This window comes from Vibrio sp. T13N (assembly GCF_032970445.1).
Taxonomy (GTDB): domain Bacteria; phylum Pseudomonadota; class Gammaproteobacteria; order Enterobacterales; family Vibrionaceae; genus Vibrio; species Vibrio diabolicus.
In genome coordinates, this window is the sequence record NZ_JAWJYE010000003.1 from 39,741 (window position 1) to 53,284 (window position 13,544).

Below are 13,544 nucleotides of genomic sequence, written 5' to 3' on the forward strand. Positions count from 1 at the left end.
GAAAAGTGAAAGTTAACGAAATATCTGGCGTGATTGTCGATGTTTACGCGCGTTCCATAACCAGATAGATACGCCGAATGTAAAACCTAAAAAGAGTGTTTTCATTTGAAGTGCGGCATTGTTGTCCAATATTTCTAATGTATAGTGAGCGTGCGAGCTAAAAATAACATTGGTCGTCAGAATCAATAGCATAAGTACTAATCCGGAACGACGGTGCTTCACCAACAGATACACCGCTAGTAAGTCTAACAGCCCCAACGAGCTCCAATAAATATTCAACCAGCGTGGCGCAAAATCATAAGGCAAAAAACCGTTAGCAATGTTGTCATAAAGATGAACCACACCGCCAACTGTCATAAAAAGGCATAAGAGAAACACGACGAATTTATCCATTATCGTTTCCTTATCTGAATGAATGCGCAAAGCATATAGAAGTCAGTTAAACATTTGTAATCTCATAGCCATTTTTGAGATCGACAGTGCCTTTAAACAGTACGTGAGGCGTGCGAAAGAAATTTATTCGCTCCTGATAGAAGCATAGTGTTAGCTTTGGCATTTCGCTCAAATACACCAATGTTAGAACAGAAGTCTCATTCAAACCGCTCCTTGGTCTATCAGTTTTCGAACTTTTTCCAGTGCGTTCTGAAAAACGGTATGCGCTTGTGAGGAAATATCGCTCCCTATATCGTGCCAAAAGAACGCAAAATCATGTCCGCCATCGTCTTGCGTATGAAACGTCCATGAATCCGCTAGGTCAGCACACTCGCACGAAACAAAGTGCCATACTTGATTTTGAAAGCCACTGTCCCATGAGCATAAATACCGAGCGGAGATAACGTGCGTAATTCCAGACTCTTCAGCAAGCTCCCGCTTTGCAGCCGTTATGTAACTTTCATCAAACGTCTCAATAGTGCCCTTGACGAGCTGAATACCCGCCAACGGATGTTTAAAAAGTAGGATCTCTTGGTTTTGCTTACGCAGAACGACGGGACAAACTTTATCGATGATCACAAAACCACTCCTCGTTGTTTAAGCAGAAAGCTTTGGCTTGTTCTGGATATAAAGGAATCGCATGAAGTTGCTCTACACGCACCCACTTTAAATGGTACTGATTAGCATCTGATTTTCTGATTTGCTCTGGCCCAGCCCCCAGTTTCACTTTTGAGTTCCCGACATAAGAGAGAAAATAGGTTTCTAAGCGCCCTTGATTTTCGAGTTCAAAAGCCTTCTCAACCCAATTGAGTTTCAATGAGGTTTCTTCCAGCGCTTCTCTTTTCGCGGCTTCAACAGGCTGCTCTCCTACCTCAACACTGCCACCGGGGAAAACCCAATAGTGTCTATCGTTTTGAAAACGCTGAATAAGCAAAAGTTCTTGCTGATGATTAACCAGTATAAGGCTAGCTCTTTGTAATAATTGCATGATTCATTCCTTTGAATTCGGACAACATTCTAGTCATCTTGTTTCACCGAGATACCATTAACACCACGTAGTGATAACTCAGCCCTTAAGAAATGAGCAAGATGCGATATAACTCACTTTTGCGATTTGAATAGCAATCAGAGGGTACGTAGAAGCAACAAAAAAGCAGAACCGAAGTTCTGCTTTTAGAAGATGAAAACATGTCACTTATGCGGACTGATGTAGCTCGTATTTATGCAACATCGCTTGTTGATGCCCTGCAATTTCCGCCACTTGCTCAGAACTCTCAACCATAGACTCAAGCTGCAGCTTTGTACGTTCGCCAAGGTCAGAAATATGGGTAATGGATTGAGATACATCTGCCGTCGCACGTTCTTGCTCTTCCGTGGCAACAGAGATCTGCTCAACACGCTCTTGAATGTGCTTAACCGCGAGGTTGATATCAGAGAATGTCGATTTCACTTCATTGCTGGACTGCAGTGCGTGGGCCATTTCTTCTCTTGAATCATTAACTGCTTGGCGCGAACGCTCTGCGGCAGTAATAAGCTCGCTCATCATTTCTCGGATGTTCGTAGTTTGTTGAGAGGTATCACTTGCAAGTTTGCGAACTTCATCAGCGACAACCGCAAATCCACGCCCTTGCTCACCAGCACGGGCAGCTTCTATTGCCGCGTTGAGAGCAAGTAAGTTGGTGTTGTCCGCGATCCCACTGATCATATCCACCATTTCACGAATCTGTTTAACACGCTGGTCTAGCTCTAACATTGACTGTTCATTTACATCCAAAGAGCTTTCTAATGACTCCAAACGTTCGCGGTTTTGTTCCACGACTTGAACCCCTTTTTCAGTGTGTTGGGTTGCAAGGAGCGAGTCCTGTGAAGATGCATTTGTCACCATTGCTATTTCACGAATAGAGGCTTCAAGCTGCGTTATGGTCGTGATCATACTCGACAACGCTTCATTTTGTGTTGCCAACCCATCACTTGTTTGTTCGGCTGCACTGTGACTTACTTCTGCCGTCTGATAAAGCGTTTCACAATTGCGCGTCACCGTTTGAATGGAGTCATGTGTGGAATCGATTACTTGATTCAACTTTCGTGCTACTTCTTTCAGCTCATAAGGGCCGACTTCTTCTGCCTTGTCACGAAAATCATGTTCAGTAAGTGCTGAAAGACGCGTTAGTACATTCCTTAACCCTCGGTTTGTCCATGACTTGAGACTAAACCAAGTAACCAGAATAATGAAAGAAATCACACACGCAGCAAAAACGATCATAACACTCACTGACTCAATGGTCTCATTGACCACCCGCTCTTTTTCATCGATCAACTGACCAGCGGTTTGGGAGATTTGATCAAGTAACTGCATGGTTTCATCCGCAAGAATCGAAGCCTGTTTAAACTCTGAACGTTGCAGTTCCCCTTGTTCTAGTTTGGCGAGGATCAAACGCAGCACGCCCTTTTCACTAAAGCCTTGCTTCACCATCTCGTACGGTGCCGTTAGGCTTGCGTATTCGCTTACTTCTGGATGTAAAGACTGGAAATCTTCATAGGCGAGATTAATACCTGCAATACGGTTACGCATTTCTCGGTATTCTTTTTCGGCTTTGCTCAGTTCAGAATGCATCATCATTACTAAGAACGTGCTTTCCATTGAGCTCGCTGAGGCAATAAATCGGTTGGCGGCATCACTCGATTCAGGATTTTCGGCACTAAGAAACGAGCTAATTCGATTCATTTCCGGGCCGATAGAGCTGAGTCCATAGCGGAACCCACCAACTCCTGCATCAATATCCATTTGAATTTTTATCACTGAAGATTGCTTCAGTAAAATGGACTGCGTGATGTTATGTAAACGCGCTAAATTTGTATCTAACTCCTCAGAGAGTTGCTCAGCAACACCAGAAGCTTCTCCAACCAAACTTTTACTTTGAGTCGCAAGTGAATCGATTTGCTCTTTTATTAGAGGCAACTCTTTTGGCTCAGTAATTTGCATACCATGGTTGAGTAGCTTAACCATCTCCAATACATTCCTGGTTAACTTTGCGTTCGCCATCGCGATTGGTAACGCTTTTTGCGACAAATCTTCAAATTGCTCTCCTACCTGTTCCATTCCTTTGAAACTTGAGACAGAAAGGGCTATAACAAGAGCTATGATAGTTAAAAATGTTGCACTAACAGCCTGAATCAGTGAAAGTGATGTGCGTGAGCGTTTTCGCTTTGCCATAATCAATTTTTATTCTTTCTTAAGGTTGAATCGGTTTTGCAGTGATTCCGTCACATTTGTGAGACAAAACCGTGATTTGCAGCCCATACTATGGATTGGTTATGACACTAATATTTCAGTTGTGAGTCGTAGAGATGACAGGTGGTGATTTGCGTCGAGTATATTTTCCTTTGATAATCAGTGTGCTACTAAGCGCCTGCTCTTCTGGGCCTGAACCTAGCGAGCAAGTGCAAGTGACAACACCTACAAATCAGTTATTGGACAATAACCCTGACTTGTTCCAGTTTTATACAGAATGGCATGGCACACCTTATCGCTTAGGCGGCACACAAAAATCTGGTATTGATTGCTCGGCATTTGTGCAAAAAGCCTTTGTCGAGGCTTATCAGCTATCGTTACCCAGGACAACGAGACAACAATCGAAACAAGGTGTGGAATTAAATTGGACGGACGCCAAACAAGGAGATTTGGTGTTTTTTAAGACAAGACGGACGACCTATCATGTAGGGATTTACTTGGGTAACAAGCAGTTCATGCATGCGTCAACGTCTAAAGGTGTGATCATTTCAAGAATCGACAACCCATACTGGGCATCTAAGTTTTGGCAAGTAAGAAGAGTTACAATGTAACTCTTCTTACTTTTAGAATTGGAGATGACTGGTATCAAACAATATCAATCGTAAGTAGCAACGGCAGTATCGAATAGGTTTTTAACCAAAGCGATGTATTCATCAAGGAACGTGATCTGTTCATTAGTCGCTTTTTTATGCCATACACCAGCCAATATCTCACCAAGATCTTCAACAACCGCATCCGCTTCTTTTAGTAATTTGAAGCGTACGCTTGAGTGAAGCTCTGGGTTTTGCTCAAAGATCGCCATGATGTTTGAAGCCACCATATCGGTGACGACATCTTCGATGCTTTCGGATCCAGTGTCGCCAATTTCAGTCGTGAAAATATCTAGATTTAGCGACAAGTGCTCGATAAGAGCGAGATATCCATCGGTTTCTAAAACCACTGTTTTTCTCCGTTTATTGCAAGCCTTCGAAGCTGAAAGCGGAATAGTTTCAATAGTAAGACATGCCGAGAAAATTTCATTAACTTATTTCATATTAACAAACATTCACGAACCAACTGGATGTTTTTCAAACAATTGCGCTTTGCCTCACTGCGTTCGGATACAGGGTTTCTTCAAACCTTTTTGTATTTCAGTCATTTTCATGCAAACAAGTTTGGTTACGACCGTTTTCTTTTGCACGATACAACGCAGCATCGGCACTCTTTAACCATTGAGTGTGAGTTTCAAAATAAGGTTTATACTCGCAAACACCAATACTTATCGTGTAATTAATCAAAAAATCTTCCACTTTCACGATCTCTTGCTCAATTCTTTTACGTAAACGCTCCGCGAAATAGCAAGCTTGTTCTTGATTCGTATGAGGAAGCAATACCGTAAACTCTTCTCCGCCAAAACGACCGCACACATCACTGCTTCTTGCTGTCTTTCTTAATAACGAAGAAGTACGACGAATGACTTCATCTCCCGTCGGGTGACCATAGGTATCATTCACTTTTTTAAAGTGGTCGATATCAAATATTACTAACGAGCATGGTCCGTCGATAACTTTTAGGTGAGCAAACTCTTCTTTCAGCGATTGCTCCCAATAAGCACGATTAAATAAACCTGTTAAACCATCTTTGCGACTGATTTCAGACAAATGTTGATTTGTTTCTTTCAAATGAATGCGATTTCTTGCCGTTTCAGAGACATCATTCACTTGAATAGCAATGTGGCTGACCTCTCCTGAGAGCCCGATTAACGGGGTGATTACGATGTCTTGATACATGAAATCACTGCTGTTTGAAACCGGAGAAAAATTGTTGAATTTAAAAAGGTACGGTCGGTTTTCCCAGCTAGAGAAGGAACGAGTTTCCAGATCGGCGGCGGTTTTTATCTTGGTTTCTAGCCAAGTTTTTGGCAGCTCTTCAAAATGATCAAATAAACATTGGCCAAGGATTTCTTGTGACAGAACGCCACTGTATGACTGCATAAAACTGTTCCACACACAGACCTTATACTCTTGATCCAACACGATAAGCCCTGAGTCCATCGTATCGAGAATTTGTGTGACCCAATGAAAGTCTGCTATGTCCAGCGTAATATCGGACATTAGATTAGCTCCATGATTTCATAAATAATTTCTACGGATGGTTTATCAATTAAAAACAGTACCTCACACTCAAAATCAAGCGCTTCTGCCATGTAGGTGTATTCGATAGTAAACAGCTCACCTAATTCACCCTGCTCTTCACAGTAAGGCGTTAACGTATCCACAATGCCTGGCTGACGAAGTGAGAATTGCTTGTCGAGCTGATCCCCTAACGATGTGAGAAATGACGAAACCAGTAAGTTCGAGATATTCAAAATGATTTCATTATGAGGTGTAAACTCAAGCAGATAGCCTAACTTCTCGCCAATTTGATTGATGTCTCTACCTCGTAGACACACCAGAGCTTCACCATGAATACCGCCACCAACAAACCTCTGCGCAACCGCGACGGAGCCATCACGCCCAACAACGTCGACAAGCGTCATATGAAGTTCGCCATAGGATAACGGACCAACATGTGGAACAGGAAGTTGGATGAACTCGTGTAAGTGGTCTGCCATAATCGCAGCCCCTTTACCAAGTGCAATGTTTGCAATCTCGCGGAATTTGGCTAATGAGGAGAACTCCTCGCAAATCTGGCTTTTAGGATCAATCGAATGGCTAGGCTTGAACGCATAGTGCAGCCCCAATTGTTCATAGAGCGGTATCACCTGCTCTTCTGTCAGAGGCTTAGCGATAAAAGCTTGAGCACCTAGCTCTATGCAGCGCTGTTTTGCCTCTTGTTGAACATCTCCAGAAATAATGACGATTTTAGTCTGGTAGTGACTAACAGGTAATGACTCGAGGACTTCAAAACCGTCCATGATCGGCATCGTTAAATCGAGAAACAAAATATCGATATTTTGCTCCGCAAGAATATTTAGCGCCTCATACCCATCTTGAGCTTCGATCAGGTGCAATGATGTATCTTGTACGATGGAGCGCGCAATGAGCTTTCTTGCAACCGCTGAGTCATCACATATCAGTATTTTCATGTCACCAATGGAACTAACGTCAAAAAAATAATAATACCTGTTGTATACGTTCATCTCCATATGCTATGCCGACAAATCAGAGGCTTATAAGCGATTTGATTCACATTTATACAAATTGACTACACTGAGAGGAAGGTTTCTTTACGAAGTATGCTCAACGTAGCGCCAACACCTTGCTTTTTATCCTAAACTGTTGGTGGTCAAATAGATTCGCGAGGTTTTGTATGTGGCAAGCAATATCGCAACAGCTTTCTGATACTTTATTATTCGAGTACCAGATCACGGAAAAAGTAAGACTGTCTGGTGGGGATATCAGTGAAAGCTACATGATCAATGACGGCGAACAGCGCTATTTCGTGAAAATTAACGATCGCGAGTTTTTGTCTAAGTTTGAAGTTGAGGCAGAAAGTCTGCATCTTTTGCGTGAGACATCTACCCTATTTGTTCCAGAGGTTGTGTTGGTTGGTAAAACCAAAAATGCCTCATTCCTAATTCTTAACTACCTTCCAACAAAGCCATTAGAAGATGGCCCAAACAGCTTTAAATTAGGACAGCAATTAGCTCACCTTCATCAATGGGGCGAGCAAAAGGAATTTGGTTTTGATACGGATAACTATCTCGGATCCACTCTACAACCCAATAAGTGGCACAAGAAGTGGTGTGTCTTCTTTGCTGAACAACGCATAGGATGGCAATTACAGCTCCTTAAAGAAAAAGGCGTCACTTTAGTTGATATCGACGACTTTATAGATGTCGTAAAACAACTGCTAGCAAACCATGCTCCAGAGCCTTCCTTGCTGCATGGCGATTTATGGAATGGGAATGCGGCTCTCACGGCATGTGGCCCTATCTGTTACGACCCCGCCTGCTACTGGGGTGACAGGGAGTGTGATATTGCGATGACTGAGCTGTTTGGTGGATTTCAGCCGGAATTTTATCAAGGTTATGAATCTGTTATGCCACTTTCTGCTGGTTATCAAGAGCGTAAAGATATCTATAACCTTTACCATGTTCTCAACCATTGCAATTTATTTGGCGGCCATTACTTGGAGCAGGCTCAACAAGTTATTAATAAAATTATTTCTTATTAATTTGGAAGCCACTACATATTTCAAAATGTAAAACCTCGAGGCACATCACTACAGAAAATGACCCTAAGCTCAAGGTTGAGTTTGGGGTCAAGTTTTATACTTATTTCGACTCAATTAGCAACAACTCCACCTAATATCAAAGGAGACTTAACTTTGGATTGTGCCTATTTTCCTTGTAGGCAAAGTAAGTGAAGGGCTGTACTTCCTTAAAGAATAGAGTGTTTAAAAGCCCTGCGATATTAGGAGTTGTTGTATGAAAAATTATACCGAAAGGCATGTCAAATGCCCCCATTGTGGACATTCAATCGGCATTACACTAGATGCAAGTAATGGTGACCAAGAGTTTTATGATGATTGCCCAGCTTGTTGCCATGCCATTCACTTAAATATGCGAGTAGATGAGTTGCAAGATAAAGTCGAACTGTTTATCGATGACAATTACGAATAACAACTCGAGCATGTAAGCGTTGGAAACACAAAGTCACTTGAATTAAAAAGGAGCGCTTGGCTCCTTTTTATCATTCTAAAGCTGTTTTGCTGCGAGAACTCGCTCAACAGTATCAACTATGGCTTGAGTCTGAGGGTCAAACTCAATATTAACGCGGTCCCCTACTTGTCTTACTCCAAAGAGTGTTCGTTGCAAGGTTTCTGGAATTAGATGTACTGAAAAACGACACGCTTCAACCTCACCAATCGTCAAAGAACAACCATCCAAGCCGATATAGCCTTTCGCTAACACATATTTCATTGATTCTTGCGGCAGTTGGAACCAAATAGTGCGGTTATTAGGCGTATCGATGATCTCGACAATGTCAGCCATCAAACTAATATGGCCAGACATGCTGTGTCCGCCAATTTCATCACCAAACTTGGCAGCTCGCTCAATGTTTACGCTGTCACCTTCAACTAGCTCGCCTAAGTTGGTGAGAGCCAATGTCGCTTGCATTAAATCAAAGCTGATAAGGTTGCCATTAATATTGGTCACGGTCAGGCAGCAGCCATTGTGAGCGACAGATGCCCCTATTTCTAATCCTTTACAAAGCTCATCGCTTAACTCGACAACATGCGTTTGAAAGCGTTCTTTTTTATCAATTTTAACGACCTTAGCCGTACCCTGAACTATTCCTGTAAACATTCTTTTTACCTATTGATTTCATACAAGCTGCAATCGATGACAGAGCCTTAAGCACAGCACTGTGTATCGAGATCAAACCTGTAGATTATAGAGCAACGACCTATTGAAAAATGGAGCCTTGTTCTCATACATGCCTCTAACATTAACATGATTTATTACAGCTCTCAGTATTAGCGTATCCTGAGCTTAGCAAGCATTAAGTTAGTGTTATCCACTATTCTCAACCTAACTATGGAATATAAACATACAATTGTTTATCATTTGCGCGGAGTTTCTCCGAGGCATTTTTTCACCTTATCGTGACTAAAATCAACCATCAGATCAGTTCACCACATCTTTTGTCCTCGAGCGCTCTCATTCTTTCAACTTATTGTTCCGCTCTGGAGTATTTTTCGTGCATCGCTATAAAGAAGAAGCATCAAGTCTCATCAAATTGGCGACCCCGGTATTGATCGCATCTGTTGCTCAAACTGGTATGGGGTTTGTTGATACCGTTATGGCCGGAGGCGTTAGTGCCACCGACATGGCTGCGGTTTCTGTCGCTTCAAGTATTTGGCTTCCATCCATTTTATTTGGTGTGGGTTTGTTAATGGCGTTAGTCCCTGTTGTCGCACAGTTAAATGGCTCTGGTCGTCGAGTAAAAATCCCGTTTGAAATTCAACAAGGCGTCGTTTTGGCATTGTTGATCAGTGTGCCGATTATTGCAGTGCTGCTTCAAACCCAATTTATTCTCGGATTTATGGATGTTGAAACGCTGATGGCAGAAAAAACAGTGGGGTACATTCATGCTGTTATCTTAGCAGTCCCTGCCTTCTTGCTTTTTCAAACGCTTAGAAGCTTTACGGATGGTATGTCATTGACGAAACCAGCAATGGTCATTGGCTTTATCGGTTTACTGCTCAACATTCCCCTAAACTGGATTTTCGTGTATGGCAAGTTTGGAGCACCTGAATTAGGCGGTATTGGCTGTGGTGTCGCAACCACGATTGTTTACTGGGTCATGTTTGCCCTACTATTGCTTTATGTAATGACATCAGATCGACTTAAAAGCATCAACTTATTTGGTGAATGGCATCGACCACAATGGAAAGCGCAAGTTCGTCTGTTCAGACTCGGCTTTCCTGTTGCAGCAGCGCTGTTTTTTGAAGTGACACTATTTGCTGTCGTTGCACTATTGGTCTCACCACTAGGACCAATCATCGTTGCGGCGCACCAGGTTGCGATTAACTTCTCGTCGCTAGTATTTATGCTTCCAATGAGTATCGGTGCGGCAGTAAGTATTCGTGTTGGACACCGACTTGGCGAAGAAAACGTTGATGGCGCTCGCGTTGCTTCACGAGTGGGCATAATGGTTGGTCTAGGTTTATCTGTTCTTACAGCGATATTAACCGTATTGTCTCGTGAATGGATTGCCGAACTTTACACTAGCAACCCAGAGGTCATCACTCTAGCGATGCAACTGCTCGTATTTGCTGCTGTTTATCAATGTACGGACGCAGTTCAGGTAATCGCGGCAGGTGCACTGCGTGGCTATAAAGATATGCGAGCCATCTTCAACCGTACTTTTATCGCCTACTGGATTCTTGGTTTACCAATGGGTTACGTCCTTGGCCGCACAGACTGGATCGTCGAGCCAATGGGTGCGCAAGGTTTCTGGCTAGGCTTTATCATCGGCCTTTCTTCTGCCGCACTTATGTTAGGGGTAAGAATGCGCTGGATGCACCGCCAAGAACCAGAGGTGCAATTGAACTTTTCAGTTCAGTGATAATAAGAAAAAAGCCAGCACACGCTGGCTTTTTTGATCGAATAATAACGCTGTTGAGTATACTTATAACAAGCTTGTGAGCCAGTTCAGCCTGCTCTTTTGGTGACGAATACGAAGTTATAAAAAGGATATTTGTGCGGTCTATTTTATTGTTTTTAGTCTTGTTTCTTAACGGTTGCGATAACTGGTTCAACCCAGAAAGAGCAATGTTTGACAAGTATCACCAACGTGTCGCCAATGTGTTGGACGCTCCTACTCTTCCAATCGAATCGCAACCTACGGTGACCATACCTGCAAAACGCGACTTATTCGAGCCACTTCCCAGGCTATCGATTGGTTTACTAGAAAGCTACCAATTACGCCAGTGTGGATTATTCAATCTACTTGCCGAGAAAAACTCGCAACTTGGTAAGGTGCAGGATGCATTTCATGATTTTGATTACCAAACTTCACTGTTACGAGTCATGAATCGATGTCTATCCGAATTTCAGCTCAGCGATGAAGAACGTACTACATTGACAGAGCTTTATTCGACTAAGTGGCAACATTTAGACATTCATCTCGACAACTTACTACTCGCGAGTGATGCAATGCAAAAGCAGCTAACGGCGTCGGATTGGCTATCTCAAGAAACGACGAATGATATTGCACGTCTTAATGACGTCTATCGCCTTTTCAGTGAAATGTACGGCTTGCCTCATCGCGCCATTTCACGTCTGCCCGATATTGAGATTGTGCAGTATCAAGAAGAGCTAGAGAAATCTCGTTTAATCGGACGGCTTTACTATTCGATGATAAACGCTTCTCACTGGCTAAAAGCTACGACTCAGTTACTTGAACAACATCAGAATAATGTATTGTGCGGGCCAAACCGAGACACCACCCAGTTCCGCTACCTAAGAAATGTCTTCCAATCTATTTACGTTGAAGAAGTGCAACCTTACTTAGCCTATTTAGACAGTACCTATCAGCAACTTCATGATGGCGCCACCTTGATAGAAAAGCGTATGCAACTTCATGGTCATCAATATGGCATAAAAGAAGCACACAAAACCTTTAGACAAGAAACCCTAAACCACGTTCAGTTTTGGCAGGGTCTCTTCAAGCGGTGCGGCGTAACCGTTGGCAACTAGTAAGTGCAGAGCGTTCTATTCCTTCAGCCTCTCACGCAAAAATCGGGCAAAACGTGGTTTACCAGTATGAGTAAAACCATTGTACCTGAACGTGACGGTTGAACCTATTTTCGGGGGCTGACGGCGTACTTCATCGGTAAACCCACTACCGATGTAAAACTCTGTACCATCTGGTAAGCGAACTAACATCGCCCCCATCATACCCAATAAACGCCCCGTGCCTGGTTTATAGCCCACGACTAGCGCTTCATCATCCGCGTATCGTTTCAGTTTAAGTAAATCACTACCACGTCCAGCTTGATAACGGCTTGATACCTTACGTAGCATCACCCCTTCACCATCGGATATTGAAATCTTATCCAATTGCGCAAACAGGTGAGCTTCATTTTGGATCGCTCGGTGTTCGACATATTTGATATGAGGTTGGTCTACTTCGAGCACTAAGTCTTTGATGTTGTAATAACGCTTCCGGTAATCACCAGCAGAATACGGCATATCAAAGATCATAAAATCAATGTTTCGCCAAGCTGACTCCACAGGCGTTTTATCCAAAACCGTTTGTTGTACGAGATGAAAATTGCCTCGTCCCGCCCATAGCTCACCATCTAACGGATAGTCAGGGAGTGAATCTATAAACCAATCTGGAGCGTAGATTCGGTTACCATTTCTCGTCACGAGATGTTGTCCGGTCCAATAGGCGCGAATGCCGTCGAGTTTTTCGCTATACCAATATTCAGATACATCGATACCATCTTGATAGCTTTGCGCAAGAGAAACTGGAGGTGTGAGAGAAGTATCAGCTTGAAGCTGCGAAGACGCTGTCATAACAGCCAGCGCGATTAATGTCATTTTTAATGGCATAAGAAGACCTTGTACAAAAAATCGCCTTTATTGAACCGTAACTCCTCTCGATGACCTATTTATTACTAGTCATTCTTCGACTCAGAACAATCAACTTAAGTAATGATTTGCAAGGACAATCATAAACTTTAGACAGATTTTGCATTTAATATTTACACATTGTTCACAATAGGATGAGTGAGTCTCAAATCAAGTCGCAACCTAATCTCGATGAGACTCTTGCTTTAGCGAACGATCTTAATTCGACACCTCTCCTGAACAAGCCGTTTGTCTATGCGTTTTTGATTCTCAAATTGAGAACCTATTCCTTCTCAATTTGAATGACATCAACAAAAAATCATAACCATTTGATTTTATTTGCATTTAAATCTGGCACGTTACCTGCTCTATATCCAAGTAGAGAAAACAAACGGAGATAGAGTCATGGAATTACGCAAACTAGAAATTAATCAAGACAAATTAGCCATTGAGTTTTTTGGTGACTTAGACGCAAGTGGCTGTCGACAAGCACAACATCACATTGATGAAGTAATTCACGACAATCATCACAAAGAAGTCGAAATTAACCTACAGCACGTCCAATTTCTTGATTCTTCAGGGATTGGTGCCATTGTTTACTTATATAAGCGTCTAGTTGAACGTGAAAGAAGCATGAGTATTGAAAACGTATCAGGCCAACCTTTAGAAATCATGAGCTTGCTTCGTATTAACCATGCTATTCCCGTTAACTCAAAAGGACACTAAAAATACCGGTTTAAACGGAGGTTG

Annotated in this window: 15 protein-coding genes; 6 read left to right on the forward strand and 9 right to left on the reverse strand. The window is 42.6% G+C overall.

Features of this window, described 5'->3' with window-relative positions; translation table 11 throughout:
* Positions 1–12: 12 nt before the first annotated feature.
* From R2S67_RS05655 to R2S67_RS05670, 4 genes are all read right to left on the reverse strand, one after another.
* Positions 13–393, reverse strand: coding sequence for a hypothetical protein (locus R2S67_RS05655; RefSeq protein ID WP_301612279.1), 381 nt, complete (start codon positions 391–393; stop codon positions 13–15).
* A 201-nt stretch (positions 394–594) separates the two neighbouring features.
* Positions 595–1,008, reverse strand: a complete 414-nt coding sequence (locus tag R2S67_RS05660) for an NUDIX hydrolase (RefSeq protein ID WP_301612341.1) — start codon at positions 1,006–1,008, stop codon at positions 595–597.
* Entirely contained in the window at positions 998–1,420 is a 423-nt protein-coding gene (locus tag R2S67_RS05665; RefSeq protein ID WP_301612278.1) for an NUDIX domain-containing protein, read from the reverse strand. Before R2S67_RS05665 ends, R2S67_RS05660 begins: the two co-directional genes overlap by 11 nt.
* A gap of 207 nt (positions 1,421–1,627) precedes the next feature.
* Positions 1,628–3,646 carry a methyl-accepting chemotaxis protein gene (locus R2S67_RS05670; protein WP_301612277.1) on the reverse strand — a complete coding sequence of 673 codons (2,019 nt, stop codon included), beginning with the start codon at positions 3,644–3,646 and terminating at the stop codon, positions 1,628–1,630.
* A 134-nt stretch (positions 3,647–3,780) separates the two neighbouring features.
* On the opposite strand from R2S67_RS05670, the gene R2S67_RS05675 reads away from it, so the two are divergent.
* Positions 3,781–4,275 carry an NlpC/P60 family protein gene (locus R2S67_RS05675; protein WP_005396208.1) on the forward strand — a complete coding sequence of 165 codons (495 nt, stop codon included), beginning with the start codon at positions 3,781–3,783 and terminating at the stop codon, positions 4,273–4,275.
* Positions 4,276–4,319: 44 nt separating this feature from the next.
* Here R2S67_RS05675 and R2S67_RS05680 read toward each other — a convergent pair whose 3' ends face one another.
* The 3 genes from R2S67_RS05680 to R2S67_RS05690 all read right to left on the reverse strand — a co-directional run bounded on the left by R2S67_RS05680 (position 4,320) and on the right by R2S67_RS05690 (position 6,791).
* The gene (locus tag R2S67_RS05680) at positions 4,320–4,664 is read right to left on the reverse strand and encodes a DUF3802 family protein (RefSeq protein ID WP_005396212.1); all 345 of its coding nucleotides are present in this window, start codon (positions 4,662–4,664) and stop codon (positions 4,320–4,322) included.
* 190 nt (positions 4,665–4,854) lie between these two features.
* Positions 4,855–5,817, reverse strand: coding sequence for a GGDEF domain-containing protein (locus R2S67_RS05685; protein WP_005396213.1), 963 nt, complete (start codon positions 5,815–5,817; stop codon positions 4,855–4,857).
* The gene (locus R2S67_RS05690; protein ID WP_005396215.1) at positions 5,817–6,791 is read right to left on the reverse strand and encodes a response regulator; all 975 of its coding nucleotides are present in this window, start codon (positions 6,789–6,791) and stop codon (positions 5,817–5,819) included. The genes R2S67_RS05685 and R2S67_RS05690 overlap by 1 nt, the downstream gene beginning before the upstream one ends.
* Positions 6,792–7,015: 224 nt before the next feature.
* Here R2S67_RS05690 and R2S67_RS05695 point away from each other — a divergent pair, with 224 nt between their 5' ends.
* Both R2S67_RS05695 and R2S67_RS05700 read left to right on the forward strand, forming a co-directional pair.
* Positions 7,016–7,882, forward strand: a complete 867-nt coding sequence (locus tag R2S67_RS05695; protein WP_005396217.1) for a fructosamine kinase family protein — start codon at positions 7,016–7,018, stop codon at positions 7,880–7,882.
* Between the two features lie 253 nt (positions 7,883–8,135).
* Positions 8,136–8,330, forward strand: a complete 195-nt coding sequence (locus tag R2S67_RS05700; protein WP_005396219.1) for a CPXCG motif-containing cysteine-rich protein — start codon at positions 8,136–8,138, stop codon at positions 8,328–8,330.
* A 75-nt stretch (positions 8,331–8,405) separates the two neighbouring features.
* Here the strand turns inward: R2S67_RS05700 and R2S67_RS05705 are convergent, their stop codons facing one another.
* Complete coding sequence (locus R2S67_RS05705; protein WP_054867079.1) at positions 8,406–9,017, reverse strand: riboflavin synthase; 612 nt, start codon at positions 9,015–9,017, stop codon at positions 8,406–8,408.
* Positions 9,018–9,411: 394 nt separating this feature from the next.
* On the opposite strand from R2S67_RS05705, the gene R2S67_RS05710 reads away from it, so the two are divergent.
* Together R2S67_RS05710 and R2S67_RS05715 are read left to right on the forward strand one after the other, a co-directional pair.
* The gene (locus tag R2S67_RS05710; protein ID WP_065646737.1) at positions 9,412–10,782 is read left to right on the forward strand and encodes an MATE family efflux transporter; all 1,371 of its coding nucleotides are present in this window, start codon (positions 9,412–9,414) and stop codon (positions 10,780–10,782) included.
* Positions 10,783–10,916: 134 nt separating this feature from the next.
* Positions 10,917–11,915 carry a DUF3080 domain-containing protein gene (locus tag R2S67_RS05715; protein WP_257897424.1) on the forward strand — a complete coding sequence of 333 codons (999 nt, stop codon included), beginning with the start codon at positions 10,917–10,919 and terminating at the stop codon, positions 11,913–11,915.
* Between the two features lie 15 nt (positions 11,916–11,930).
* Here R2S67_RS05715 and R2S67_RS05720 read toward each other — a convergent pair whose 3' ends face one another.
* Positions 11,931–12,776 carry a DNA ligase gene (locus R2S67_RS05720; protein ID WP_046875255.1) on the reverse strand — a complete coding sequence of 282 codons (846 nt, stop codon included), beginning with the start codon at positions 12,774–12,776 and terminating at the stop codon, positions 11,931–11,933.
* Between the two features lie 423 nt (positions 12,777–13,199).
* Here R2S67_RS05720 and R2S67_RS05725 point away from each other — a divergent pair, with 423 nt between their 5' ends.
* On the forward strand, positions 13,200–13,520 hold the full coding sequence (locus R2S67_RS05725) for an STAS domain-containing protein (RefSeq protein ID WP_005394270.1): 321 nt from the start codon (positions 13,200–13,202) through the stop codon (positions 13,518–13,520).
* The last annotated feature ends 24 nt before the right edge of the window (positions 13,521–13,544 follow it).